The following is a 25,732-nucleotide window of genomic DNA, read 5'->3' as shown; positions in this document are numbered from 1 at the left end:
GGCGGTTTTCTCTATTCACCTGTTGCCGTATGGCAACCTATACTGGATTGAAGTGAAACGGACAGGCCGCCCCCGCCTTTGGAGACTGACGGCATGCATTTGCCCGCCGTAAGGAAGAAGCAGGTGGGCTCTAGCCCGGCTGGGTCATTGCTACATTGCTGACGTTTGGCCTGATTCTGGCGTCCTTTCTTTTAGCTCATTGGTTGTTGTTCCTGGTTATACCCGCATTGGTCTTCATCGTGTTTGGCTCCAAGTCTCTTTATACCTATTGCACGATGGGGCTGGCGCTGCTGATGTATAACGCCTTGGCAGTCCGGTTCAATCATCTTGAAATTGTCAGCCCTGAATGGCTGGAGGTTCTTACCTTTTCCATATCAGTGTCTTTTGCCGTTATTGTCCTCAGTGTTCAGCAGCGTATGCTGCGGTATGAGTCGGGCCTGCGTCAGGAGTGGCAGACGCGTGCCAGTCATGACCCTTTGACGGGGCTTCCCAATCGCATTGTGTTGATGTCGCTGCTGCAACATGAAGTTGAACGTCTCCATCGTGCCAATGGCAGTTTCAGTATCGCCATGCTGGATATTGATCACTTCAAGCGTATCAATGACACCTATGGCCATGCTGCCGGTGATGCGGTGTTGATTGAGTTCAGTAAGCGCATCGATAAAATGACACGGAGCGCGGATGTGGTGGGTCGGCTGGGTGGCGAAGAATTTCTGCTGTTGCTGCCCGAAACGGATGCAGCGAGTGCTCATCATGTACTGGATAACCTTAGAGCTCGAGTGGCCGATGATCCGTTCGAGGTATCCGGGAATCAGGTGCAGGTCACCTTCAGTACCGGTATTGCGCAATGCTCTCGCGCCAGCAGTGCCAAATCGCTTCTGGAAGAGGCCGATCAGCACCTTTATTATGCCAAGCAGTCGGGACGTAATCGGGTATCAGTGACTTCTCGTGTTGCCTGTGAGTCTTGAGCAATGTGTTCTGACTGAAAGGCAGCCTGTCCTGGTTCCATGTCTTTTGGTGTGGCTACCCTTGGATGCGCAGTGCGGTGGTGGGACAGCAACTACCATGGAAGCAGTGTCGGCAAGTTCGCAATAATGTCCAAGTGGTTTCAGTCCAAGGTCCGTATTCTGGGTCCCATGTAGTGACAGCCAATTGTGAGCGGGAAGGTAACTATGCAGGACAATCTCTTTCAGTACTGTAAAAGCCAGCACCTGGACGGTGTAACCCTGCTTCATGCCCGCATGCATGACTTCTCCTACAGGCGACATGCCCACGAAGAGTTCTCACTTGGTGTGACATTGGCGGGGCGGCAGGATTTCTGGTCTGAAGGCGGCTTTTACAGCAGCGCACCGGGTAATATCATCCTGTTCAACCCGGGGGCGGTACACGATGGTCATCCGGGAACGGACGATTCGCTCTACTACCGTATGGTGTATATCCACCCCGAGCAGATAGTGCCCATGCTGCAAGCGGCTGGCATGCGTAATGCGGGGCTTTTCCGCAGCCCCGAGACTTTATTGAACGATGCGCATCTCCGGTGTGCGATTCTGCAGCTGGCGGGTCTGATTGAGCAGGGCGTATGTGGCAGCCTGGAGCATGAGCAGGGCTTGTATTCAGTGGCAGAGAGGCTGGCGCAGTTACAGGGTAATTTTGAGCCTGCACGTCGGAACCGGCATGTGGACAGGCTGCTGTTGAGGGCACGTGAATTTATTCACGACAATGTACGTCAGGAGTTATCTCTTGAGCAGATCAGCGAACAGGCGGCCATGTCCAAATACCATTTTCTGCGTCTGTTTCGCCAGCATTTTGGCATGACGCCTCATCAGTACGTGCTCAATAACCGGCTGAACCGGGCCCGTGAGGCGCTGGCAGCGGGCAGGCCGCTTCAGGATGTGGTCTACGACACGGGTTTTTCCGATCTGAGTCATCTTAACCGGCGTTTCAAGCCGGTCTTCGGCATGACACCTCGCCAGTATCAACAGGTGGTACTGAACGGCTGAGGTTTGTTCACTACTTGCCGGAGTTTTCCAATGTTTGAAATTTTGTTGTATGCCATAGGGGTCATGTATACGCCTGGCCCCGTGAATCTGTTGAGTTTGGGGGCAGGGCTGAATGGCTCGGCTCCGCGCACGCTAGGGTTCTGCGCAGGTGTGGGACTGGCTATGTTGATCCTGTTTGCTCTGTTCGGCTACACCGGTGCCTGGCTGGTAGTGCCGGAATATCAACGGGTGATCAGTTTGCTGGGAGCGCTGTATATTCTTTGGCTGGCATGGAAGGTGGGCTGTTCCGCAAGGCGGTCGGCCAGTATGGATACACCACAGGCGAAACAGACAGATGTCGGTTCGACGTTGACGTTTAAATCAGGCCTTATCATGCAGCTGTGCAACCCCAAAGCGCCGCTGGCGGTTCTGCCGATTACAACGGTTCAGTTCCCGGCAGTCGGTATTGAGGGCTTTGGCATACTGTTCTGGTCACTGTTGTTGGGTGCGTTGGCCTTTGGTGCACCTGGCAGTTACGTGCTCATGGGGGCCCGAATGGGGCGCTTGATCAAATCACCTGTTTTCTTTCGTGCGCTGAATACTCTGATGGCGTTGCTGCTGGTGTATGTGGCGGTTGATATTACGTACAGTCAATTGAGCATGCTCTGAGTCTTAATCAACGAACAGGGGCTGGGGTACGGAGGCTGCTCTGGGTACAATCAGGCCCCTCTATTCACGGGCAGGTAAAGACCTCATGACGCTTAGCTGGCAGATACACGAAGACCAACACCCATTTGCGATTAACGAAACAGTGGCTGAGCACCGCTATCACGCGGCGGAGTCATCCGCGACAGAAGAATCAGCTGTTAAGGACGTCGTTGAAGCCGCTTTGGCGCAGGCTGAAACACTGTTGGACAGGAACGTCACCAACGCGTCACTGTTTTTTATGGTGACCTGGAGTCCACGGGAAGGGGCGCTGACTCTGAGTGTGACCGATGCGGACAAGGCCAAGGATGCGCCGGACCTGGTGACCTGTCGCCTGGCGGCTTTGAATGAGCAGCTGCAGGAAGACGGCGAAAGTGCCTACCAGGATTTTATTGGCAAACTGCAGTTCTGGATCAAGGATTACCTCTCTACCTCGACAGCGTTTATGAACTATTCGCTGGTTGCCGTATTTACTGACGCCAGCCGCAACCGCTGCCAGATTGTCTAATTGCCGAACGTAAAAAAGCGGCCCAGGTGGCCGCTTTTTCATATGTCTGTTCAGACTCTGAATCGACCCAGTTGCTGGTCGAGTCGGGCCGCGCTATCAGAGACCTCGTCACCCAATGATGTCACCTGACTGGCAGCTTGCGCCAATGCATCGGCGGCATCGCCGATCTGGGTGATGTTACGGTTGATCTCTTCATTCACCATGCTTTGCTCTTCAGCCGCCGTCGCGACTTGTGTGGTGTTTTCCGAGATGGAGGTAATACGTTGTGATGTGCCTTCGAGTCGTTCAAAGCTGCCGCGGCAATCGTCGACTGAGCGGTAGGCCAGGTCACGACAGGCTTGCATCTGTTCGACGCTGCTGTCTACATCACGCTTGAGCGCGGAAATCAGGTTGTCGATATCGCCGGTGGCTTCCTGTGTGCGTCCTGCCAGTGTACGAACCTCATCAGCGACGACCGAGAAGCCACGTCCGTGGTCACCGGCTCGCGCCGCTTCAATGGCAGCATTGAGTGCCAGCAGGTTGGTCTGATCCGCGATGCCGCGGATGGTTTCGATGATTGAATAGATCTCATCACTGCGTTTGGCGACGCTGCCGATACTTTGTGAGGTTTCGGTCAGCTGCTCTGCCATGCTGCCAACTTCGTCCACGGTCTGGCCAAGTGTCTGGCGAGTGCCGGTTACTTCCGAGTCCGCGTCGGCTGAGTCCTGCGCAGTGCGGCCTGCCAGATTGGCGACTTCAGTTGCAGTGGCCGACATTTCGTTGGCTGCCGTCGCTACGCTCTGTAGTTGTTGTTGCTGGTCGTGAGTGGATGAACGGGTCTGCTGGGCGGCGGCTGCCAGGCTGGTTGCGCTGTGCTGCAGGCCTGCGGAGAGCTGCATCAGTTCGCTGATAAGGCCCCGTATTTTGCGGGTAAAGCTGTTAAACCCGTCGGCCACGTCATTCAGCTCGGCATGGCTGGAGGCTTCCAGTTCATGCGTCAAATCGCCATCGGTGCCACCTAGCGCTTTCATGCGCTCGGCCAATACACGAATCGGTTTGGTAATCCCGTGGATGAACAGGTTCACGATGACCAGCGTAACGGCCAGAATAATCAGGCTGGTGATAATGAGTTCCCAGGTGGTGGACTGGCGATTCTTGTCTACCTTGCTGCCGAGTTGTTCCAGTTCAGCCAGTGCTGCCGAATAGGGTACTTCCACCAGAATACGCCAGCTGGAGTTGGCAATTTTCAGCCTGTGTTCAACGCGAATGGCATGGTTCTGGTCTACCGGCTGTAACAGTGAGGGCGCAGCACTTCTGGCGCTTTTACCCAGTGCATCTGTGAACTCGCTGGACGCGATGATACGGTTCTGGCTACTTAAAATGCTGATCGATGACTGGCCATCGTAAAGCTCTGCAGATAGTGAGCGTACCAGTGTTTGCATGGCGGGCAGGCTCAGGTCTGCACCGGCAACCCCGATGGTTTTGTCGTTGTGCACGACCGGAACGGTCAGTGAAGTCATCAGCACTTCATTGCCGGGGGTGACCTCAAACAGGTAAGGCTCGATAAGGCACTCCTGGCCGGATTCCAGCGGGCACAAATACCACTCGGACTCACGAATACCGGTATCGGTGAGGGTTTCTGAGTACATTACGGCACTGTCGGGCACTGCTGCCGTCTCCAGCTTGCCCTCATTCCAGAACCAGTAAATAGCGATGTTGCCGGTTTGAGTACTGTGACCCTGGCTGTCATTGAACATGTAGTCGAGCGCATCATAGGCGTTAGGCTCGAACATGGCATAGAGCGTGTCGATCTGTGTGTTCATGGACAGTGCTGAACGGACCAGTTCGCTGGCGGAGTCGCGGGGAATATTCAGTGAGTCCTGTGCCGTATTGCCCAGATAACCTGCCACTGCTCGTGCCGAATCAAAGCCGCGATTAAGACGCATCTCGACTGCCAGGGCGATGTTGTCGACTGTCAGGTCAAGCTGGTGCTTCACCTGTTTCTCGATCAGTGCCTGGGTGTCATCCATCACGTGATCGATGGAGGTTTTATAGGATTGCAGTGCCATAAAGATGATGACACCCAGTGACAGAATCACGGTAACCGCTGAGCCAAGCAGCAGCTTGAACCGGATTGAGAGCGAGTTCATTCAGGGGACCTGTAGTGTTGGGTTAGCAGAAATGATTGGGCAGTACGTGCCGGAAATTAATGAATATATTAAGCGACATTTATAGACGAAAGTCGGATCTGTTTCAAATCCCGTTATGCCTGAAAAAGCAATGATTCCTGTCAATCAGGAAGGAGGGGGAGGTGATCGGTGACTGTAGAAGGCAGATTATACGCAAAAAAAAACGACCCCGAGGGGTCGTCTTCTTGTCAGCTTCTGATCAGAATCAGATAGCGACGATGTTCTCAGCCTGAGGACCTTTCTGGCCCTGAGTCACTGTGAACTCAACCTTCTGGCCTTCTTCCAGAGTTTTGAAACCGCTGCCCTGGATGGCGCTGAAGTGAGCGAATACGTCAGGACCATTTTCCTGAGCGATGAAACCAAAACCTTTAGTTTCGTTGAACCATTTAACTGTGCCAGTAGTAGTAGACATAATAAATCTCTCGATCTGAGTAAAAATTTTAACCCTTGGCAAAATGCCGTCAGGGTTGGGTCGTGCTTAGGTAATGTTGGTACTTATGGTTCAGAACGAGGTACTTACTACAAGGTAGGACGTCGAAATGGTGCATAAATGCTTGTGTTACTCTTAAGCCTCTCCAGAGTATACGAATTGGGGCCGGAGTCAAAGCTTTTTCCGTCTTTTTCCCATCTTTCTTGTGAAAACCTGCTAGCTCGGTACAGCCATGACGAAAAAAAGGGGCTGATTCAGCCCCTGGAGTCTCGGTGTTGTATCCGGCTAGACCTTGAAGCGCCCCAGTTGCTGATCCAGCCGTGCTGCGCTGTCGGATACCTCTTCACCCAGTACCGACACCTGGCCGGCGGTTTGCGCAAGCATGTCGGCGGCATCACCGATCATGGTGATGTTGCGGTTGATCTCTTCGTTCACCATGCTCTGTTCTTCGGCTGCGGTGGCGACCTGTGTGGTGTTTTCAGAGATCGAGCTGATGCGGGTAGATACGCTTTCCAGCCGGTCATAGCTGGCGCGGCTTTCTTCAACCGTCATGGAGGCACGGTCCCGGCAGTGCTGCATGCGATCAACACTGTCATCCACGTCCCGTTTCAGGGCTGAAATCAGGTTATCGATCTCACCGGTGGCCTCCTGAGTACGGCTGGCCAGGCTGCGAACCTCATCGGCGACGACAGCAAAACCACGCCCCTGATCGCCGGCACGTGCTGCTTCAATCGCCGCATTCAGTGCCAGCAGATTGGTCTGGTCAGCAATATTGCGAATGGTTTCGATGATGGTGTAGATGTCATCGCTGCGTTTGGCTACATTGCCGATGCTGTCAGAGGCGCCATCCAGTGCCTGGGACATATTGCCGATTTCATTGACGGTCTCTCGCAACGTTGAGCGCGTTTCATTGACCTCATTGTCAGAGTCACCCGCATCCTGAGCCGTTTGGCCTGCCAGGTTGGCGACCTCGGTCGCGGTAGCCGACATTTCGTTGGCGGCAGTCGCCACACTCTGTAGCTGTTGTTGCTGCTCTTCGGTGGAAGAGCGGGTCTGCTGGGCATTGGCCGAGAGTGATGCGGCACTTTGCTGCATTTGCGCGGACAATGAGATCAGCTCATGAATCACATCACGAATCTTGCGGGTAAAACTGTTGAAGCCATCGGCAACCGCATTCAACTCTTTATGACTGAACGACTCCAGCTCCTGTGTCAGGTCACCTTCTGCACCGCCCAGAGCCTGCATGCGCTCGCCCAGTTTAGCCAGGGGCTTGGTGATACCGGAGATGAACAGGTTCACTACAATCAGCGTGATCAGCAGAATCGCGCTGGCAATGGTCAACAGTTCCCAGGTAGTACTGCTGCGATTATCTTCCATTTTGGTCTGTAGCTGGTGCAGCTCGGCGAGGGCTACAGTTTTGGGCACTTCAATGACGATACGCCAGTTAGCGTTGGCGATGGACAGGCCCTGGTTGAGAAGAAAATTTTCGGAGTCTGCTGACTGGCTGTTGACTCGGTTTATAAAGCCCCGCGAAACAGACTCAACCGGTTGGCCGGCAGCATTCTTGAACCGGCTGGACGCAATCACGCGGTTTTTTTCACTGAGCAGCGTGATGCTGGCCTGACCCTGATAAAGTTCCTGGGCCATGGCTTCAGTCATTTCTTGCAGTACCGGCAGGTTTACATCTGTACCGGCAACCCCGACGACCTTGCCATTGCTGATAATGGGAACTGTTAGTGATGTCATCAGGATAGAGTTGCCTTCACTGATTTCATACAGGTAGGGTTCGACCATACAGTTCTGCGCAGTCTCAAGAGGGCAGAGGTACCACTCTGATGCTCGAATGCCGCTCTCGTTAATAGTCTCATCATATTTACTTTCCGTGGATTCCGTCGCGTAGAAAGTAAGACCGCCGTTTTCCCGTACCCAGTAGATATCCAGGGTACCTTCTTTGGAACTGTGGGCTTGTTCTCCTTTGTAGATGCTGTCAAACCTGTCGTAGCCATTGGGTTCGAATTGAGCATACATCGAGCTCACATTCTTATTGGCGTCCAGGCTGGCTCTGACAAGCTCTTTTACGGCTGAGCGTGATATCAGTGTATCGGTTTTGGCGGTTGAGCCCAGAAATCCGGCAATAGCTGAGGATGAGTCAAAACCACTTTCCAGACGTTGACGGATACTGACCGCAATTTGGTCGCTGGTCAGTTCCAGTTTTTCCTGCACGCTGGTACTGATCAAATTGGTCGTATCATCAACAGCGGTGTTGATTGATGACTGGTAGGAGCTTAAGGCGAGGGCAATGACGATGCCCAGTGAAACCAAAATGGCAACGGCGGAACCAAGTAACAGTTTGAAGCGGATGGACAGGTTTTTCATCGTCCGTTCCTGGTCGGGGAAGCGAAGAAAATCAGGCATTCCAGCGTGAAATTAGAGTCGCACTCGGGCTAGTTGGGCCGAATAATCCATATTCAACCGCTATCAGCACAAGTTATAGGGAATTATGGGCCTCTTGTCGAGCAGTCCGTAATGCTGCTATTGGCGGACAGTTACAACTTATCCTGAAGATGAAGCGTTGTTGATAATCAGTCGCACGATAAAGGGCTGTTAATGGAATGAAGCTGCCTTAAGGAAGGGAAATTAAGTGAGCTCAAGCGCTGTGTATGGACCAGGTCTCTCGGTAAAGAGAGACCCCTACGACCATTCAGGAGTGGTCGTAGGGGCTTCGGTTATCAGCGCCGTAGTTGGCACTTAGTAGGTGGCGTTGATCCAGCCCAGTCGGGTCAGGGCCTGAGCTTCATGCTCGGTCAACTGATACGCCATATCAAACGCGGCCTGGCTGTCCCTTTGGCTGTGTTCCTGTATGGGTGCGGAGCAGTTTGAGCAGTTGTGAGAGATCTGTGCCTGGTTGTTCAGGCCAGGCAGCAGGAGTACTCCAAGGGCTATGGCCATGGCAGCCACCGCCGGAATGTGTCGGTTGATGTTCATGTGCAGCCCCTTTTATTTTTATCGGTTAGGGTCGAGCCTCAGGGCTCTTGATCAAGACAGTAGAGCGGCATGGATACAGGCGCATGGTCCATTTGGACTAGTTTGGAATTTCGAGGGGGTGAGCGGGGAGTTGATGCGGCAAATAGCCGTGTAACCAGGGGGAACAACCGGTAAGAAGGCGTAGGGAGACTAAGATTGACTAAGTGGAAATGAAAACGGGAGCCTGTAAGCTCCCGTTGTGCATGTGTCAGTTTTTTTCCGGAAGGGTGACATTCAGCTCCAGAATGGAGCAGTCTTCATCCAGGTTGATCTGCACATCATCCGTGGATACATCCACGTATTTGGCGATAACAGCCAGAATTTCCTTCTGCATCTGCGGCAGATACTCAGGCTGAGTGCGCTGGTTGCGCTCGTAGGCCACCAGCACCTGCAAGCGTTCCTTGGCGACACTGGCCGAGGTCGGCTTTTTTTGTCGGAAATAACTCAGAATACCCATTAGCCCTTCCGTCCAAATACTCGGCTGAGGAACCCTTTGCGTTCCACGTTCAGGAAGCGATGGTCGCGGTCTTCACCCAGGAAGCGAGCGATGGCATCGTCATAGGCTTGGCCGGCATCACTGTCGTCATCCATGATGACCGGAATACCCTGGTTGGAGGCCTTGAGAACCGCCTGGGACTCAGGGATTACGCCCAGCAGAGGGATGGCCAGGATATCTTTGACATCTTCCACACCCAGCATTTCACCGGCCTCAACACGGCTGGGGTTGTAGCGGGTCAGCAGCAGATGCTCCTTGACGGTTTCACCCTGTTCAGCCTTGCGCGATTTGCTCTGCAAAACACCGAGAATACGGTCAGAATCACGTACGGAGCTGACCTCGGGGTTGGTAACGACAATTGCCGTATCAGCAAAGTAGAGGGCCAGGTGGGCGCCTTTCTCAATGCCAGCCGGAGAGTCGCAGACAATATAGTCAAAGCTCTCGGAGAGTTCGTTCAGGACCGCTTCTACGCCTTCAACGCTGAGAGCATCCTTGTCACGGGTCTGTGAAGCCGGGAGGATGAACAGGTTGTCGGTACGCTTGTCCTTGATCAGTGCCTGATTCAGCGTGGCTTCCTGGTTGATCACGTTGACGAAGTCGTACACTACCCGACGTTCACAGCCCATGATCAGGTCCAGGTTACGCAGGCCCACGTCAAAGTCGATCAGAACGGTCTTGAAGCCGCGCAGGGCCAGTCCGGTGCCGATGGCGGCGCTACTGGTCGTTTTGCCAACGCCCCCCTTGCCTGAGGTAACTACGATTATTTCAGCCATGCATGCATATCCATCAAGATGAAAAAGCGGTTCATTAAAGTGAAACTGTATCCAGTCGAGACCCTCTGAGCAACGCCTGTGTGGGCTGTTGCCAGCATTCGCTGTGCAGGTCTTCACTGGTTTTGAAATAGCCGGCAATGGAAACCAGCTCGGCCTCCATGCTCTGGCAGAATATTCGGGCATCCGTGTTGCCGTTTACACCCGCCATGGCGCGACCCCGCAAGGGGCCATAAACGTGAATATGGCCATCAGCGATGATTTCTGCACCGGCGCTGACAGCAGACAAAACAATCAAGTCGGTGCCACGGGCATAAATCTGCTGGCCGGAGCGCACCGGGGTGGTGACGACACGGGCGGCAACAGGTTCTGACGGCTGGGGCTCTTGTTCAGTTTGAGGCTCTTGTTTGGGCTCAGGTTCGGCTTTGGGCTCAGCATCCGCTGCCGGAACGTCCGGCGCCTGAGGCCGGCTGCGCTGTTGGCTGAAGTCGGCCAGTTGCAGGGTGCGGCAGAGCTCCGGGGCGTCATTCTGATCGGCCTTGAGGCCGACGGGCACCAGTGACAGGCGTCGGCACAAATCCAGCAAGGCTTTAACCCGCTCCAAAGCAGGGGTTTCTTCCAGTGCCTGCAGGTTCAGGATCACCGGCATGTGACTGAACAGCATGGGTACACGGGCCGCGTGCGCTTCAAGCTGGGGTTCCAGACGCTGGATATCGTCACAGGTCAGGATCAACTCATTCAATGACGCACGGGTGCTCTTGAACTGGAATTCGTTATCGGTGGCTACCTGGTGTTTGGCATCGGCCATGGTGTTCTATTCTCGCTAAACGCCTGTGAATGCGTGAGTTTTCGCTAAAAGAGAAGCGCTCTACCTTAGCATGGATACCGGGTTGGCTGACAGCGCAGGGCCCTGTCGATACGGTTTTTTGACCCCGGTCATTGTAGTACACTGCGCCATCGCGTTTTAACGGAAGCTGAAAGCATAATGAAAGTCGTTCGCTGGGTATTGGGCCTGATTGTCATGGCCCTGCATGGTTTAACCCTTCCTCGTCGCGGCAAGCGCTCGCCGCAACAGCTGCAGCAGCTGGAAGAAGCATTGCAAGGCTTCGCACTGTACCAGCTGCCAACCTGTCCTTTCTGCGTCAAGGTGCGACGCTCCCTGCGCCGCCTTAACCTGCCGCTTGAACTGCGTGATGTGCGAGGAGATGCCCGCCATCGTCAGGACCTGATCGAAGGTGGTGGCCGCATGAAAGTGCCTTGTTTGCGCATCGATCATCAGGATGGCCATACGGAATGGATGTATGAATCCGACGATATCGTGGCATTCCTGAACAAGCGGTTCCCGCTGGATGACGCGCACTGAGCGGTAAATTCTAAATAAGTTATAAAAAAATTATTTTTTATTACCTTATTTGAGGCTATAGTGTGAGCATCCTACATGCTGTACTGGAGCCTCAGTCATGGATTATCTGCCGCTTTTTTTCGATCTGAAACAACGCCCCGTGCTGCTGGTCGGGGGCGGTGACGTTGCCTTGCGCAAGGCGCGGCTACTGACCCGTGCCGGTGCACAGGTGACCTGTGTTGCCCATGCTGTATTACCGGAACTGCATGAGATGCTGGATCTGCATCAGGGGCAGGTGATTATCGGTGAATACCATGCGGCGCTGATCGACGGCAAAGTGCTGGTGCTGGCAGCAACCGATGATGATGGCCTCAATGAGCGTATCCATCATGATGCCGTAGCACGCAATGTGCCGGTCAATGTGGTGGATAGCCCGGCGCTCTGTACCTTCGTATTTCCAGCGATTGTAGATCGCTCCCCCATTGTAATCGGTATCAGTTCGGGCGGTCAGTCGCCGGTTCTGGCGCGCCTGTTGCGTGCCAAACTGGAAACCTGGATTCCTACCGGCTACAGCCGTCTGGGGCAGCTGGTGGGCCGCTTCCGTGACAAGGTGAAGGCTCGCTTTGGCAGTGTGAACGAACGCCGTGTATTCTGGGAGTCCGTGCTGCAGGGGCAGGTGGCCGAACGCGTATTTGCCGGCCAGGATGAGTCTGCCGAAACCTTGTTGGAGCGCCAGATTGAAGAGGGTAATGCCCGCCATCAGGTGGGTGAAGTCTATCTGGTGGGTGCTGGCCCCGGTGATCCCGAGTTGCTGACATTCAAGGCACTGCGCTTGATGCAGCAGGCAGACGTGGTGTTGTACGACCGCTTGGTTTCGCCCGAGGTTCTGGATCTGTGCCGCCGCGATGCCGATCTGGTGTTTGTGGGCAAGCAGCGTGACAACCATGCCGTGCCCCAGGAAGGAATAAACAAACTGTTGGTGGACCATGCCCTGCAGGGCAAGCGGGTCGTGCGTTTGAAGGGTGGTGATCCCTTTATTTTCGGCCGTGGTGGCGAGGAAATTGCCGAGCTTAAGAAGGCGGGTGTTCCTTTCCAGGTCGTGCCGGGTATCACGGCGGCCAGTGCCTGTTCGACCTACGCCGGCATTCCGCTTACGCACCGGGACTATGCCCAGTCAGTCAAATTCATTACCGGTCAGCTCAAGCACAGAACCACCGAACTGAATTACGCAGAACTGGTGCACCCCAACCAGACCATCGTCTTTTACATGGGGCTGCATACTCTGCGGCAAAACTGTGCGGGTCTCATCGCTCATGGCAAGCCGGCTGATACGCCTGCTGCGATTGTGTCCAAGGGAACGGCTGAGGATCAGCAGGTGCTGGTGGGAACACTGGCAACACTGCCGGATTTGCAGGATGAGGCCCAGTTACCGGCGCCTGCACTTGTGATTGTGGGGGAAGTGGTCAGCCTGCAGTCGGATCTGTCCTGGTTTGGTGAGAAGGCCCCTCTGGTGTGATACCAGGGGGGCGGTCCTTTTTAGTGAAGGGTGTGGCCCACCAGGTAGCTGCCGGCAAAGCCAACGCTATACGCAATCAGAATATACAGTGAGTAGCGCATGAAGCTGATGAAGGTAATTTCCTTCACCTTGCTCATGGCGACTATGCCCGCTGCAGAGCCAACCACCAACAGAGAGCCACCCACGCCAACGGCGTAAGTCAGTGTCAGCCAGCTGGCCGTATCCATGGCGATATTGGATTTCAGCAGTGCTGCTGTCAGCGGTACGTTATCGACCAGGGATGAGAGCAGGCCCATGACGAAATTGGCACCGGTCGTTGGCAGGACATCGTAAATCTGTACCAGTGAATTCAGCACGCCGATCTCTTTCAACATGCCTACCAGCAGCAGAATACCCAGGAAGAACAGCAGGGTATCGAACTCGATGACGCGGATATAATCCAGCAGGTTTTCGCGCTCGTCATCCTTGTAGCACAAGCGTCCCACCAGGAACATGATTGAAAGGCCAAACAGGAAGGTCAGCAGCGGCGGCACGCCGGCAATCACGTTAAGCACAATGGTCGACAAAATGGTGAGCAGGAAGATAAGACCGATCACCATCCCGACCTTGTCATCCCGCCTCGGCGTCGGGTGAATCACCACCTCTCCCTTCAAGGGCATCGACAGCATGCCGGCCAGCAGCATTACGCTCACCAGTGAAGGCAAGCTGAGCCATAGCAGGTCATCAATGGCGACCTTTTCCTGCATGAAGATCATCAGGGTGGTTACGTCGCCTGTGATCAGTGCAACCCCTCCGGAGTTAACCGCAAATACCACCAGAACCGCGAAGCGGCGTGTTTTGCGGGCATCCAGCTTCAGTGACAATACCAATGCGATCGAGATCAGGGTGGCGGTAATGTTGTCTGACAGGGAGGAGAAGAAAAAGGCGAAGCCGGCCACCAGAAACATGAGCTTGCGCTCACCCAGGCGTTGCGGCAACACCTTGTAGATCATGGTTTCGATCAGGCCCTGATGGTTGAGGAAGGCAACGAAGGTCATGGCGGCCATCAAGAACAGCCATAGACTGGCGATTTCGAGGATGTTCTCGTTGAGTTGTTCTTGAATGTCCTGGCTGTTGAGGCCGTGTTGAGGAAAGAGGAAAAGTAATAACCAGGCTAGGGTGCCGAGGAATAGGGTGGTTTTCGCCTTGTTGATGTGGAACACATCTTCCAGAACGATCATCAGGAAGGCGAGCCCTGCAATCGTCAGTAATAGTATTTGCATCGGTAGAACCGAGCCCCCAAAATTATGTGGAGGCAGGATTTTACGCCGGTCAGGGTAGGTTAAACAGAGTAAAATGGAACACAGTACCAAGCCAGTATTGCAACAATGGTGGGTCTACATGCTGAAGTGTGCGGATAGCACCTTCTATACCGGTGTAACCACTGACCTGGACAGGCGTCTGGCTGAGCATAATGGCGACCGGGCGGGCAAGGGAGCGCGGTATACTCGCGCGCGACGCCCCGTCGAGCTGGTGTGGCATGAAGCCGGTCATGATCGCAGCAGTGCGCTCAAACGAGAATATCAGTTGAAACAGTTAAGTCGAAATGAGAAACGCTTGCTTTGCATTAAGGGTTGACGTGTCTCTTAATGAAGACGGTGTGTTATGATTGCGACATATTCATGAATCCGGTGAAGTCGCGTTATGTTCGCAGAGGATAAAGAGCAATATTTTCCTACTCATACCCACCCCGACGGTAAGGGATTTCAGCCCTGGTACGAACGTGTCGGGCGTAAGGTATACCGCAGCTACGGCCATCCCGAGGGCAAGTCATCCGACGCCGAATTTGTTGTACAGCAGGATAAGTTGATTCCGCTGAACGGCCATGCTCAAAGCAGTGTTACGGGTGCGCCCTGGTTTGTGAAACGGGAAGACAAGATCTATCCCGGCTATGGGCACCCGGCCGGCACCAGCCGGGTTCCCTGGTTCGAGTCGCGCCGCTGATTAGAACTTAACGTCTATATTCTGCGCGCAGGCGCGTGCTTTCTGGCGCGCGTCATCAATATCTTCACCCAGAGCCAAGGCAACGCCCATGCGGCGGCGACCATGTATTTCGGGTTTGCCGAACAGGCGCAATTCCGTGTCGGGTGTCGCCAGTGCCTGTTGCAGGTTGCCAAAGCGGGTCTGGCTTGATTCTCCGGTCGGCAAAATCACGGCAGAAGCAGAAGGGCCATACTGACGCAGCGTCGGAATCGGCAGATTCAAGATAGCGCGGGCATGCAGGGCAAATTCTGACAGGTTCTGAGAAATCAGTGTCACCAGGCCAGTATCATGTGGGCGGGGTGATACTTCGCTGAACAGCACCTCATCTCCTTTGATAAACAGTTCTACGCCAAAGATGCCGTGACCGCCCAGAGCTGTTGTCACTTTCTCCGCGACGTTACGGGCATTCTCCAGCGCCTTGGCGGTCATGGCCTGAGGCTGCCAGGACTCGCGGTAGTCGCCATCAACCTGAATGTGACCGATGGGATCACAGAAGCTGGTGCCGCCAATATGGCGAACCGTGAGCAGTGTGATTTCGTAGTCAAAATCAACGAAGCCTTCGATGATGACGCGTCCGCCACCGGCACGTCCGCCTTCCTGGGCGTACTGCCAGGCTTTCTCCAGGTCGTCATCGCTGCGCAGAGTGCTCTGGCCCTTGCCTGATGAGCTCATGATCGGTTTAACGATGCAAGGGTAGCCGATGGCGGCGACGGCCTGGCGAAACTCGTCTTCGTCACCGGCAAATTGATAGGCCGATGTGGTCAGCCCCAGTTCTTCTGCTGCCAGCCGGCGAATGCCTTCACGGTTCATGGTGAGCTGGGTGGCACGCGCGGTTGGAATAACCGTGAAGCCTTCCTGTTCCAGCTCGGCCAGAGTGTCAGTGGCAATGGCTTCGATTTCCGGCACGATATAGTGAGGCTGTTCCTGCTCGACGACCTGGCGCAGAGCTTCGCCATCCAGCATTGAGATCACATGAGCGCGGTGAGCAACCTGCATGGCAGGGCTGTTGGCATAGCGGTCGACCACAATGACTTCAACGCCCAGGCGCTGCAGCTCGATAACGACTTCCTTGCCCAGTTCACCGCCTCCGCACATGAGGACACGTGTGGCCGTGCTTGATAATGGTGTGCCCAAAGTGGTCATGAATGCGCTGCTCCCTGTTGAAAAAGTTTCACGCATTATAGGGCGCGTGCCAGCCGTAAGGCCAATGCTGGCGACTATACTTAGGTCGTTTTAAGGCTAGTGCTCAGGTTCAAGGCTAGTGCTCAGGTTTAAGACTCATACCCCCAGGTATGGTCCTTGGCCGGAAACTTGCGGCTTGGTCGGGCTGCCCGTATTGGGCAGCCCGCTTTATATCGGCAGATAGGGCTACCGACTTAGAGTACAACCAGCAGGCTGACCGCAATACTCCACATCATCAAACAGATCAGGCCATCCAGTACGCGCCAGGCAGCCGGTTTGCGGAACAGGGGGGCCAGCCAGCGTGCGCCAATGCACAGGCTGCTGAACCAGATGACAGAAAAGCTGATGGCGCCGGTGGTAAACCAGATGCGCAGGTCAGGTTCATATTGCCCACCAATGCCGCCAATCAACACGATGGTATCGATGTAGGCGTGCGGGTTCAGCAGGGTAACAGCAGCTGTGGTCAGCAGGGCGCTGCGCAGGCTGCGGACATTGCCGCCTCCGGTGGTGAGGCTCTTGCTGTCGAGCGCACGGCGTGCTGCCTGCAGACCAAACCAGAACAGGAACAGGGCACCGCCCCAGCGGGCAACTTCCAGCAGCAGCGGCGACTGGTTGAACAGGACACCCAGACCAACTACGCCCGCGGTAATCAGAATCACATCAAACAGCATGCACGTCAGGGCGATGGGCCAGTGAAACTCACGGCGCAGGCTCTGTGTGAGTACAAAGGCATTCTGGGCACCGATCGCCATGATCAACCCGGCCGTTGTGGCCAGGCCCTTGCTCCAGGCAAGCATTTCAACAGTCAGTAGTGGGGTCATGGCGGTGTCTCTCTCCAGTAAGGCATTAGGGGTCGGGTTCAGGCGGGCCATGTTGCGTGTGAAGCGATTGTAAGTAAAACTAATCTTTTTAATTAATGATTAGTATGGCTAATGATGTTCGATATGCGTCAACTGGCTGCGCTTGCAGCGGTGGTAGAGGAACAGAGTTTCGAGCGCGCGGCTCAGCGGCTTTTTGTCACTCAGTCGGCCGTTTCCCAGCGCATAAAGCAGCTGGAGCAGCGTCTGGGGCAAGTATTGGTGAAGCGAACGGTTCCGGTCCAGGCCACAGAAACAGGGCAAAAAATCCTCAGATACTACCGCCAGCTCAGTCTGTTGGAAGATGAGTTGTTACAGGACTTGTCCCAACAGGATGCGCAGGGTTTTACCACTCTCTCGATCGGGCTTAATGCCGACAGCCTGGAAACCTGGTTTCCCGATGCCGTGGCTCAGCTGGTGCACGAGCAGCGTCTGTTGCTGGACCTCAAGGTGGATGATCAGGATGTGACCCAGCAGCTGCTGAAGGATGGCGAGGTGGTCGGCTGCATCACGGCGTCTGGCAAGGCGATACCGGGCTGTCAGTGTGTACCCCTGGGAGTGGTGCCCTATCGTTCGCTGGCAAGCCCGGAGTATCTGCAGCGCTACTTCCCGGAGGGTGTTGTGGCGGAGGGGTTCCGTCGTGCGCCTGTAGCGGAGTTCAGTCATAAGGATCAACTTCAGAACCGGTATCTGCAGCAGTACTTTGGCCTGGGGCCGCATGAATACCCTCGTCACCGCATTCCCTCGTCACAGATGTTCTGCGGCATTATCGAGCGTGGTCTGGCCTGTGGCATGTTACCGGATCAGCAGGGGCAGCCGCTTATCGAGCAGGGTCTGGCTGTTGATATGACGCCGGGGCGCTATCTGGCCGTGCCCTTGTATTGGCATGTATGGAATCTGGGGTCTCGATTGATTCGAGCACTGACCGACGCAGTGGTCTTTGAAGCGGAAAAACAGTTGGACTCATTTGACCAGCATGCGCAGTTGACGCATCCAGACTGAAACGAGGAAGGGAAGGGAGAGAAGATGCTGCCGCATCCTGGATCATTCAGATCCTGGGAGATGCGGCAGCGTCAGGCAGGCTTAGTCGCGTGCCGGGCGGCGTGGAGCGCCTTTGCGCGGACGGCGAGGAGCACCGCCTTTTTCCTGCCAGGGGCGGATTTCCAGGCGCTGGCCGCACACGCGGGCACGTTTCAGTGTCTGCATCTGCTGGTTGTCCAGTCCTGACGGCAGGTCAACGCAGCTGAATTCTTCAGCGATGTTGATGCGGCCGATCTGGCGGCTTTCGATACCGGCTTCGTTGGCAATGGCACCGACAATATTGCCCGGCTTCACGCCGTGCTGGTGGCCAACACCAATCCAGTAGCGCTCCATGCCGTCAGCTACCGGCTCGTTGCGCTGGTTGCGGCGCGGACGGTCGCCGCGATCACCACGATCACCGCGGTCCATACGCTCACGCGGCGCAGGACGGTTGGGATCAGGTTCGTTTTCGTTCATCCACAAGGGCTTATCCTTGTGCATATACGCCAGCGTAGCCGCAACAAGCTGCTCTGCGGTCAGCTCGGACTGCTCCTGCAGGGCGCAGATAACCGGCATGTATTCGTCCAGCTTGGCGCTTTCGGCAGCAGCCAGAATCTTCTGCTGCAGGCGCTCGGCGCGCAGAGCGTTGATCTGCTTGGCGGTCGGCAGCTCCAGTTTGTCCAGTGGCTGGCGAGTGGCGCGCTCGATCTGCTTCAGCAGTCGCTGCTCACGGTTGGTCACGAACAGGATGGCATCACCTTCACGTCCGGCACGGCCGGTACGGCCGATACGGTGGATGTACGACTCGGTGTCGTAGGGGATGTCATAGTTGATTACGTGGCTGATACGCTCAACGTCCAGGCCGCGTGCCACAACGTCGGTGGCGATTACCACGTCCAGCTCGCCTTTCTTCAGCTTGCTGACGATGCGCTCACGCTGTGCCTGAGCGATATCACCGTGCAGGGCTGCTGCCGGGAAGCCTGCCTGATTCAATTCTTCAGCCAGAGATTCTGTAGCCGTCTTGGTGCGTACGAACACCAGCGCGGCTTCATGCTCGTGCAGCTCCAGGATACGGGTCAGGGCCTGAGTCTTGCTCATGCCGCGAACTGTCCAGGTACGCTGACGAATGGTGCTGGCAGTGGCGGTCTGTGCCTTGATCTTGATGACCGCCGGTTCCTGCAGGTAGTTTTCGGCAATGTGACGGATCGCCTGCGGCATGGTGGCCGAGAACAGTGCGATCTGGCGCTGGGCCGGAGTATGCTGGAGGATCCACTCGACATCGTCGATGAAGCCCATGCGCAGCATTTCGTCAGCTTCATCCAGAACCAGTGACTGCAGACGGTCCAGCTGCAGGGTGCCACGGCGAATGTGATCCATTACACGGCCCGGGGTGCCAATGATAACCTGGGCACCACGGCGCAGGCCGCGGATCTGGCTGTCGTAGCCCTGACCACCATAGATGGAGAGGGTGCGGAGGCCCGGCAGGTGCTTGGAGTACTTTTCACAGGCAGTCGCAACCTGCAGCGCCAGTTCACGAGTCGGCGCCAATACCAGCAGTTGCGGGTGAGTAGCGGTAGTATCAATACGTTGTAGCAGGGGCAGGGCAAAGGCAGCGGTTTTACCGGTACCGGTTTGCGCCATACCAAGTAGATCCTGGCCCTCGAGCAGAGGCGGAATACTCCGCGCCTGAATCGGTGAAGGCGTTTCGTAGCCAACATCGGCCAGTGCGTTAAGAATAGGAGTAGACAGTCCCAAATCGCCAAAGTTGGCGGGGCTGGTATCAGTGTCGGACATGCTGTGAGTTACACCTGGGTCTTTTTTAGAGGAGGCAACAGAGATGCGCGTGTCTGATTTGATAAAAGCGCGGTGCTGCCTTGAATAAGGCGCAAATTATACTCTAACCCCGGGGTAAGGTCCACTGAAATGCGCGAGAGGCGCGGGCTTCGCTCTGAAGCCCGGCAATTTAGTGCTGCTGGATGAAGTGGTTATAGATGTTGATCAGCTCATCTTCATCAAAGCGAACAATGATCAATTGTTGACCAGGATGGATGACGTCGGGGTTCTGACCCAATAAACCGTGCTCGTAGTTATAGACCCAGGTAGTCTCCACCTTGTTTTTCAGCAAAGTACCCAGCCAGGAGCTGCGCTGGTCGGAGAGCGGTTCGTCTGCATCCTCGGGAATCGTCACGCTGAGCAGGCGGGAGCGGTCATCAATGCGAATGCCTCGGGTAAAGGTTTCGATCAGTCCCTGATGAATAATGCCCCAAAGCCCCTGGCGATCGGCACCATCCACCGAGTGAATATAGAACACTTCGCTACGTGCCTGGTCGGGGTTATTCAGCAGCTCCTGCAGGCGCAGTTTATCCATGGAAGCCAACGCGGCGGCACTGCTGCCAGCAGTGTTGTTGGTGCCGATCTTGGCACGATCAACGGCAAAGGCCACCGCCGTGCTGTTGGTATCGGCCTCATTCATTGAAATGGCATCACCAGAGCCCTGGGCTTTGGCGGGCAGTTGCAGCAGCTGGTCCCCCGTCACAAAGTGGTCGGCTTCATTCATGGCAAGGGTTTGTTCGGCAGCCTGCTGGGTCAGACTGGAAATATGTTCCTGAGCATCACGTTTGGCCTGTTCAGAGACAGGAGGCGGAGTGTCGTCGGTGGTAACTGCTTGCTCAGAGGCGGGTTGCAGGAACAGGTAGCCGGCGGCCACGAAAACAATGAGGGTAAAGACGATGATCAGGCGCTGCATGACTGTTGATTACCTCTGCCGTTGCTTGCTTACACTCTAATAGAGAATGCTACCGCTGCAAAACGTTCAATTCCGTACAGACTGCTGTCACAATACAGTACGTACTATACGGATACGAGGAGAGGCCCATGCAATCTTGGCACGATGACAGTTTTTCCGAACTGATGCAGGCAGAAGGTGTGCAGCGTATCCGGCAAGACACAGGCTCAGGCCCTGCGGTACCGGCTGCACGTTCACTCAGAGCAGACCCCGGCAAGAGTATTCGACGTCGTTTGGCTCAGGGCTCCCCTGAAGGGTTGTCGCTGGACCAGGTTGAATGGCTGCACCCGGCTGATCCCATCAGCTGGAAACGAGACGGTGTGCAGGAAGGTGTCTTCAGAAATCTGCGCCTTGGCCGCTACAGTTGTGATGCGAGCCTGAACCTGCAGCATTTTGAACCCGCTCAGGCCCGTGACGAACTGGTGAGCTTTGTGCGTCAAAGCCATGAGTTGGGCATCAGAACGGTGCTAGTCCAGATTGGGCGTGCACGCAGCGTTGAAGACCCGGCCAACAAGCTCAAGAGCTATCTGGACCAGTGGCTCAAGCAGCTTGATCTGGTGATGGCTTTTCACTCGGCCCAACCGCATCAGGGCGGCTTGGCAGCGGTCTATTTGATGCTGCGCAAGAATGCCCAGGCACGTCAGCATAACTGGGAAAAACACCAGAAGCGCGGTTAGTGTCGCGTATTGAATTCAGCGGTAAAAGCCGCTTTACTGAACAGGGATAAAGGTGAGGATGCCGGCATGGACTCGGTTTTTGTGGAACAGCTAAAGCGCAGTCGTTATCTGGTCACCCTGTTGATGGTGCTCAATGCGTTAGTGCTGGCGCTGACAGCAGGTGGCGAGACGTCAATGGGGCTCAAGCTACTGGCCGGTCTCGCGCTGGTGGTGAGCCTGGTGCTGTTCATGATGCTGCGCAACAGAAGCATGAGTCGTGCTGTTACTCAAGCAAACGAGCCTCTGTTGGCTGTTGATCCCAATACCGGCATTGCCACCGAGCACTGGTATCGTCACATGCTGGCGCTTGAGTGTCGGCGTGCCGTACGCGAGTTCAGCCCGTTGACCGTCATGCGCATCAGCCTGGGCGCTAAGGTTAAACGTGAACACCTGTTGCAGCTTATCCGCGTGCTCAGCGAAGAGCTGTCCCGCCCGGGTGACCTGATCGGCTGGGACGGTGAGCATGAAATCGGTGCTGTTCTTCCGGCCACCAATGAGCATGCCGGTGCGCTTGCTCAACGCTGCTATGAGCAGATTCTTGAACATACGGATATCCAACCGTCCGACCTCTGGCTGGTATCACAGACTTTTCAGCCGCGCGGCAGTCTGAACCTGGCACGTGTTCTGGAGTACCTGGGCAATCGCATGCAGAACGAGCAGGAGCCTGGTGTCTATTATGAAGCTGAGCATGTCACCAGCCCTGACGATAACATGATGTATTCCGAGGGATGAGCCTGGCGTCTTTTTTACGGCGCCTGCAGCACTCCCGACAACGTGTTTTGATCTGGGCTCAGGGGCCGCGCCAGCTGGTGCGTGATCGGCTTGAGCGTGATCTGCTGCCACTCCTTCAAGGTGAGGGACTGCTGGTATCCGACCAGCCACTGTCCTCCCTTCATCCCATTGAGTCCCGTCAGGCTCAGATCTTTCTGGGGCAGACGCTTGATTACCTGCTGTTTGATACCTTTGCCGGTTTTAATCCGAACGCCTTTGGTCAGCTCTGTGGCACCCTGAGGGGCGGTGGCGTTCTGGTGTTGATGACGCCAGAGCCAAGCGAGTGGGGCGAATTCGCAGACCCTGAATACCGTTCGCTCTGTGTTGAGCCTTATCGGCCAGAGCAGATTCGGGGGCACTTCCTTAAATACCTGGTGGGTTGCCTGCAGGCTTCTGCCCACCTGGTTCAACTGACACCCGAAACCCTGGTGTTGCCAGAGCACTGGCCGGAACCTGAGGTTGAGGTATTGCCTGAGGGCCCTTGCCTGACCGGCGATCAGGCAGATGCAGTCCAGGCGATTCTGCACACATGCCAGCGCCGTCGCCACCCGCTGGTGCTGACGGCTGATCGTGGGCGCGGCAAGAGTGCGGCTTTGGGCATTGCCGCGGCTGAATTGTTGCAGCAGGGGCGAAGTGTTCTTGTAACGGCGCCGGATAAAGCCGCAATTGCTTCGCTGATGGCTCAGGTCGAGTTGGCGGCGCCAGAGCACTCACCGGTGCTCAGGTTTATGCGCCCGGATGAGGTGTTACGCCAGGTGCCTGAGGCTGAAGTGCTGCTGATAGATGAAGCTGCTGCGATTCCTGTCCCTGTGCTGACGGAACTGCTGCAGCGGTACTCTCACGTGGTATTTGCCACCACGCTGCAAGGATATGAAGGTAACGGCCAGGGGTTTGCTCTCAGATTTCTGAAAAGGATGCGTGAGACTGGGCAGGCGTTCACCGAATTGCATCTCAAAGCCCCCGTTCGCTGGCAAGCGCCTGACCCGCTGGAGGCACTGTGTAATCGACTGTTATTGCTCGATGCCGATGCGCCCGCTCCGAACCTTTCAGGCACTCCCGTTTTTGAACAGGTGGACCGAGCTGAATTGGCTGCTGATTCTGAGCGCTTGAGTGCCATATTCGGTTTGCTGGTGCTGGCGCACTACCGCACCACGCCGGGTGATCTGCGTATCCTTCTGGACAGTCCCAATATTGATGTTTTTGCCTTGAGCCTGGAAGGGCAGCCAGTCGCATGCGCACTGGTGGCACGGGAAGGGCCTTTGGCTCCGGAGCTTACCGAAGCTATCTGGGAGGGGCGTCGTCGACCCCGGGGACATTTGCTGCCGCAGACACTGGTGGCACAAGAAGGGTGGGGCGAAGTGGCACAATGGCAAGGCTGGCGCGTGGTGCGCATTGCTGTACATCCCTCCGCCCAGCAAAAGGGGCTTGGCCAAAGGCTGTTACAGGCGATTGAGCGAAGCGCAAAGGCGGAAGGGGTTGATTACATGGGGGCCAGCTTTGCCTCTGAGCCCGGATTACTGAGCTTCTGGCAACAATCGGATTATTGGCCTGTGCGACTGGGCGAGCAGCGCGACCCGGTGGCGGGCAGCCATGCCTTGCTGGTGGTAAAACCGCTCAGTGATGACGTCTCAGCCTGGTTTGCCGAGGCGCGTGAATGGTATCGACAAAGCCTGTTGTTGCGCTTGTCGGGGCAGCTGGCTGATCTGGAAGCGGTCTATCTGCCGGCCTTGATGCGAGGGCTGAATTCTGAGCCCCTGGACGCTTCCACACGCGAGCGTTTGCTTGGTTTCGCCCGAGCGAACAGAACGCTGGAGTCCAGCCTGGTGCCATTAACTCGGCTGGTGCACGCAAGCTTGCCTCTGTGGCATCTGCTGGAACTGTCCGCTGCCGACCAAGAGCTGTTGTGTCAGCGAATTCTGCGTCAGCAGGCGCCGTCTGCACAGCTTCAGCCGGTCGGAAAAAAGCCTCAGTTGGAGCGCCTGCGTCAGTTGTGTGAAGTGTTGCTTAACAGGGGCGACGCAGAATAATCAGCGCCCCTTCCAGCATATTGCCCTGCTCGCGACGCAGCGGAAACTCCTCAGCAACACAGACTTCATAGCCCTGCTCTTGTGCGTTTTTAAGCAGCTTCTGTGCATCATGACGATAACGGCCTGATGCATCCAGCATGACACCCTCCGAGTGGCTACAGGTCTCCAATGTGAAGGCAAACAACCCTCCGGGCGTGAGTGCATTGAAGGCTGCCTGCAGTACAGGTGACAGCTCGCCGGTATAGATAAGTACATCTGTCGCGGTAATAAGGTCCGCCTGCCAGGGCTTGGCAAGGGTGCTCATCAAGTCGGCATGCAGCAGCTCGGTATAGACCGACTTTTCAGCTGCATGTGACAGCATTTGCTGGGACAGGTCGCAACCAATCAGGTTTCGAGGGTGAAGAACCGGCTGCAATGCCTGCCCGCATAGTCCTGTACCGCAGCCAAGATCCAGCAGGGTATTGATTGCTCCTTGGGTGAACTCTGGCAAACGCTCGGCCAGCAGGGTGGGGGCTTGATAACCCAGTCGGCCCGTCAGTCGCTCCTCGAACGCATCAGCATGCTGATCATAGAGACTTTCCACGTAAGCATCGGGGGCCTGGGCTGTGCACTCGCCCGCTGCAGCGCTGAGCATATGACGTACGCTGACATTGCTCGGGTCCAGTTCCAGTGCGGCCTGGTAAACGGGTGTGGCCAAAGTGGCGAACCCCTCTTCAGCCATATAATCAGCGACCTGTGTCAGCCAGTGTGCGGCCTGGTTCGTCTGTTGACCGTATTTGATAACGGGCTCGATCTGGTTGAGGATGGCCGCGTTTAATGCCCATTCAGCCTCGGCGTCAAGACTGTTCAGAGTCGTCTCGAGCAACGCCAGCGCTTGTTGATTCTGGTCGGTGTGCCGAAGCGCGACGGCCAGTGACAGGCGGGCTTCGGGGTGCTGCTGCAAGCTGGTGAAACCCTTCAGGTGCGCAATGATAGCGGACCAGTCACTACGCTTTTCCAGTGCACCTAGCAGATTGAGATGAAAGGCGAGTTCCTTGGGCTGGTATTCGATTGCCTGTTGCAGAGCCTCACAGGCGTTCTCCAGTCGGCCCCGCGCCTGAAGGACCAGTGCCAGATTGCTCAATGCCTGGGCTTTGAAACGGGCGGCAACAGGCAGGCGGCTGGCCTTCTGCAAATCCTTGGTGGCGGCCAGCAACTGACCGGCCTTGAATTCGATCAGGCCGAGCAGGTGGCGGGCGTTGAAATCGTCAGCGCGCACAGCGAGGTGCTGACGGCAGATGGCGGCAGCCGCCGGAAAAGCCTGTTGGTTCATTAAAGCCAGGGCTTCGTTCAGTGAGGGAGCAGACATGGAGCAGCCATCCGTTCAATCAGGAAAACAGGCGCATGGTATTAAAGCAGTGGCAAAAGTCCAAGT

The 25,732-nt window shown here is 55.8% G+C and carries 25 protein-coding genes; 12 read left to right on the top strand and 13 right to left on the bottom strand.

Annotated features, from left to right (window positions below):
• Positions 1–239: 239 nt before the first annotated feature.
• The 4 genes from BW956_RS16045 to BW956_RS16030 all read left to right on the top strand — a co-directional run bounded on the left by BW956_RS16045 (position 240) and on the right by BW956_RS16030 (position 3,192).
• Positions 240–968 carry a GGDEF domain-containing protein gene (locus tag BW956_RS16045; protein ID WP_139327212.1) on the top strand — a complete coding sequence of 243 codons (729 nt, stop codon included), beginning with the start codon at positions 240–242 and terminating at the stop codon, positions 966–968.
• A gap of 204 nt (positions 969–1,172) precedes the next feature.
• Positions 1,173–2,000, top strand: a complete 828-nt coding sequence (locus BW956_RS16040; RefSeq protein WP_076464165.1) for an AraC family transcriptional regulator — start codon at positions 1,173–1,175, stop codon at positions 1,998–2,000.
• A gap of 30 nt (positions 2,001–2,030) precedes the next feature.
• Positions 2,031–2,648 (top strand): LysE family translocator, encoded by a 618-nt coding sequence (locus BW956_RS16035; protein WP_076464162.1) that lies wholly within the window; start codon positions 2,031–2,033, stop codon positions 2,646–2,648.
• Positions 2,649–2,733: 85 nt separating this feature from the next.
• Positions 2,734–3,192, top strand: a complete 459-nt coding sequence (locus BW956_RS16030; protein ID WP_076464160.1) for a hypothetical protein — start codon at positions 2,734–2,736, stop codon at positions 3,190–3,192.
• A 50-nt stretch (positions 3,193–3,242) separates the two neighbouring features.
• Here the strand turns inward: BW956_RS16030 and BW956_RS16025 are convergent, their stop codons facing one another.
• The 7 genes from BW956_RS16025 to minC form a co-directional block, all read right to left on the bottom strand.
• Positions 3,243–5,321: a methyl-accepting chemotaxis protein gene (locus BW956_RS16025; RefSeq protein WP_076464157.1), complete on the bottom strand. Its 2,079-nt coding sequence runs from the start codon at positions 5,319–5,321 to the stop codon at positions 3,243–3,245.
• A 244-nt stretch (positions 5,322–5,565) separates the two neighbouring features.
• A complete protein-coding gene (gene cspE, locus BW956_RS16020; RefSeq protein ID WP_010322464.1) occupies positions 5,566–5,772 on the bottom strand; it encodes a transcription antiterminator/RNA stability regulator CspE in 207 nt (68 codons plus the stop codon).
• 303 nt (positions 5,773–6,075) lie between these two features.
• Positions 6,076–8,166, bottom strand: a complete 2,091-nt coding sequence (locus BW956_RS16015) for a methyl-accepting chemotaxis protein (RefSeq protein ID WP_076464155.1) — start codon at positions 8,164–8,166, stop codon at positions 6,076–6,078.
• A gap of 372 nt (positions 8,167–8,538) precedes the next feature.
• Entirely contained in the window at positions 8,539–8,775 is a 237-nt protein-coding gene (locus BW956_RS16010; protein ID WP_076464153.1) for a hypothetical protein, read from the bottom strand.
• A gap of 247 nt (positions 8,776–9,022) precedes the next feature.
• A complete protein-coding gene (minE, locus tag BW956_RS16005) occupies positions 9,023–9,271 on the bottom strand; it encodes a cell division topological specificity factor MinE (RefSeq protein WP_010322461.1) in 249 nt (82 codons plus the stop codon).
• Entirely contained in the window at positions 9,271–10,083 is an 813-nt protein-coding gene (minD, locus tag BW956_RS16000; protein ID WP_010322460.1) for a septum site-determining protein MinD, read from the bottom strand. The genes minE and minD overlap by 1 nt, the downstream gene beginning before the upstream one ends.
• A 34-nt stretch (positions 10,084–10,117) precedes the next feature.
• Positions 10,118–10,888: a septum site-determining protein MinC gene (gene minC / locus BW956_RS15995; RefSeq protein ID WP_076464150.1), complete on the bottom strand. Its 771-nt coding sequence runs from the start codon at positions 10,886–10,888 to the stop codon at positions 10,118–10,120.
• Between the two features lie 177 nt (positions 10,889–11,065).
• Here minC and BW956_RS15990 point away from each other — a divergent pair, with 177 nt between their 5' ends.
• Positions 11,066–11,443 (top strand): glutaredoxin family protein, encoded by a 378-nt coding sequence (locus BW956_RS15990; RefSeq protein ID WP_010322458.1) that lies wholly within the window; start codon positions 11,066–11,068, stop codon positions 11,441–11,443.
• Positions 11,444–11,540: 97 nt separating this feature from the next.
• A complete protein-coding gene (cysG, locus tag BW956_RS15985) occupies positions 11,541–12,938 on the top strand; it encodes a siroheme synthase CysG (protein WP_076464147.1) in 1,398 nt (465 codons plus the stop codon).
• A gap of 20 nt (positions 12,939–12,958) precedes the next feature.
• Here cysG and nhaD read toward each other — a convergent pair whose 3' ends face one another.
• Positions 12,959–14,200: a sodium:proton antiporter NhaD gene (gene nhaD / locus BW956_RS15980; RefSeq protein WP_076464144.1), complete on the bottom strand. Its 1,242-nt coding sequence runs from the start codon at positions 14,198–14,200 to the stop codon at positions 12,959–12,961.
• A gap of 73 nt (positions 14,201–14,273) precedes the next feature.
• Here nhaD and BW956_RS15975 point away from each other — a divergent pair, with 73 nt between their 5' ends.
• Complete coding sequence (locus BW956_RS15975; protein ID WP_175612032.1) at positions 14,274–14,555, top strand: GIY-YIG nuclease family protein; 282 nt, start codon at positions 14,274–14,276, stop codon at positions 14,553–14,555.
• A 66-nt stretch (positions 14,556–14,621) separates the two neighbouring features.
• Positions 14,622–14,921, top strand: a complete 300-nt coding sequence (locus BW956_RS15970) for a hypothetical protein (RefSeq protein ID WP_010322454.1) — start codon at positions 14,622–14,624, stop codon at positions 14,919–14,921.
• Here the strand turns inward: BW956_RS15970 and purT are convergent, their stop codons facing one another.
• Together purT and BW956_RS15960 are read right to left on the bottom strand one after the other, a co-directional pair.
• Positions 14,922–16,103 (bottom strand): formate-dependent phosphoribosylglycinamide formyltransferase, encoded by a 1,182-nt coding sequence (gene purT / locus BW956_RS15965; RefSeq protein ID WP_076464141.1) that lies wholly within the window; start codon positions 16,101–16,103, stop codon positions 14,922–14,924.
• Between the two features lie 233 nt (positions 16,104–16,336).
• Positions 16,337–16,963 carry a LysE/ArgO family amino acid transporter gene (locus BW956_RS15960; protein WP_076464138.1) on the bottom strand — a complete coding sequence of 209 codons (627 nt, stop codon included), beginning with the start codon at positions 16,961–16,963 and terminating at the stop codon, positions 16,337–16,339.
• A gap of 123 nt (positions 16,964–17,086) precedes the next feature.
• On the opposite strand from BW956_RS15960, the gene BW956_RS15955 reads away from it, so the two are divergent.
• Positions 17,087–18,001 carry a LysR family transcriptional regulator ArgP gene (locus tag BW956_RS15955; RefSeq protein WP_244894382.1) on the top strand — a complete coding sequence of 305 codons (915 nt, stop codon included), beginning with the start codon at positions 17,087–17,089 and terminating at the stop codon, positions 17,999–18,001.
• Between the two features lie 81 nt (positions 18,002–18,082).
• Here BW956_RS15955 and BW956_RS15950 read toward each other — a convergent pair whose 3' ends face one another.
• A complete protein-coding gene (locus BW956_RS15950) occupies positions 18,083–19,813 on the bottom strand; it encodes a DEAD/DEAH box helicase (protein ID WP_076464136.1) in 1,731 nt (576 codons plus the stop codon).
• A gap of 169 nt (positions 19,814–19,982) precedes the next feature.
• Positions 19,983–20,765 (bottom strand): hypothetical protein, encoded by a 783-nt coding sequence (locus BW956_RS15945; RefSeq protein WP_076464133.1) that lies wholly within the window; start codon positions 20,763–20,765, stop codon positions 19,983–19,985.
• A 128-nt stretch (positions 20,766–20,893) separates the two neighbouring features.
• On the opposite strand from BW956_RS15945, the gene smrA reads away from it, so the two are divergent.
• The 3 genes from smrA to BW956_RS15930 all read left to right on the top strand — a co-directional run bounded on the left by smrA (position 20,894) and on the right by BW956_RS15930 (position 24,318).
• On the top strand, positions 20,894–21,481 hold the full coding sequence (gene smrA, locus BW956_RS15940) for a DNA endonuclease SmrA (RefSeq protein ID WP_076464131.1): 588 nt from the start codon (positions 20,894–20,896) through the stop codon (positions 21,479–21,481).
• Positions 21,482–21,547: 66 nt separating this feature from the next.
• Positions 21,548–22,252, top strand: a complete 705-nt coding sequence (locus tag BW956_RS15935) for a hypothetical protein (RefSeq protein WP_076464128.1) — start codon at positions 21,548–21,550, stop codon at positions 22,250–22,252.
• Positions 22,249–24,318: a tRNA(Met) cytidine acetyltransferase TmcA gene (locus BW956_RS15930; protein WP_076464126.1), complete on the top strand. Its 2,070-nt coding sequence runs from the start codon at positions 22,249–22,251 to the stop codon at positions 24,316–24,318. Before BW956_RS15935 ends, BW956_RS15930 begins: the two co-directional genes overlap by 4 nt.
• On the opposite strand, the gene BW956_RS15925 is transcribed toward BW956_RS15930, so the two are convergent.
• Positions 24,296–25,666, bottom strand: coding sequence for a methyltransferase (locus BW956_RS15925; RefSeq protein WP_076464123.1), 1,371 nt, complete (start codon positions 25,664–25,666; stop codon positions 24,296–24,298). The genes BW956_RS15930 and BW956_RS15925 overlap by 23 nt on opposite strands.
• Positions 25,667–25,732: the final 66 nt, after the last annotated feature.

Source organism: Marinobacterium stanieri (assembly GCF_900155945.1).
GTDB lineage: Bacteria > Pseudomonadota > Gammaproteobacteria > Pseudomonadales > Balneatricaceae > Marinobacterium > Marinobacterium stanieri.
Note: the sequence above shows the minus strand (reverse complement) of the source record. Positions and strands in the feature narration are given on the sequence as shown.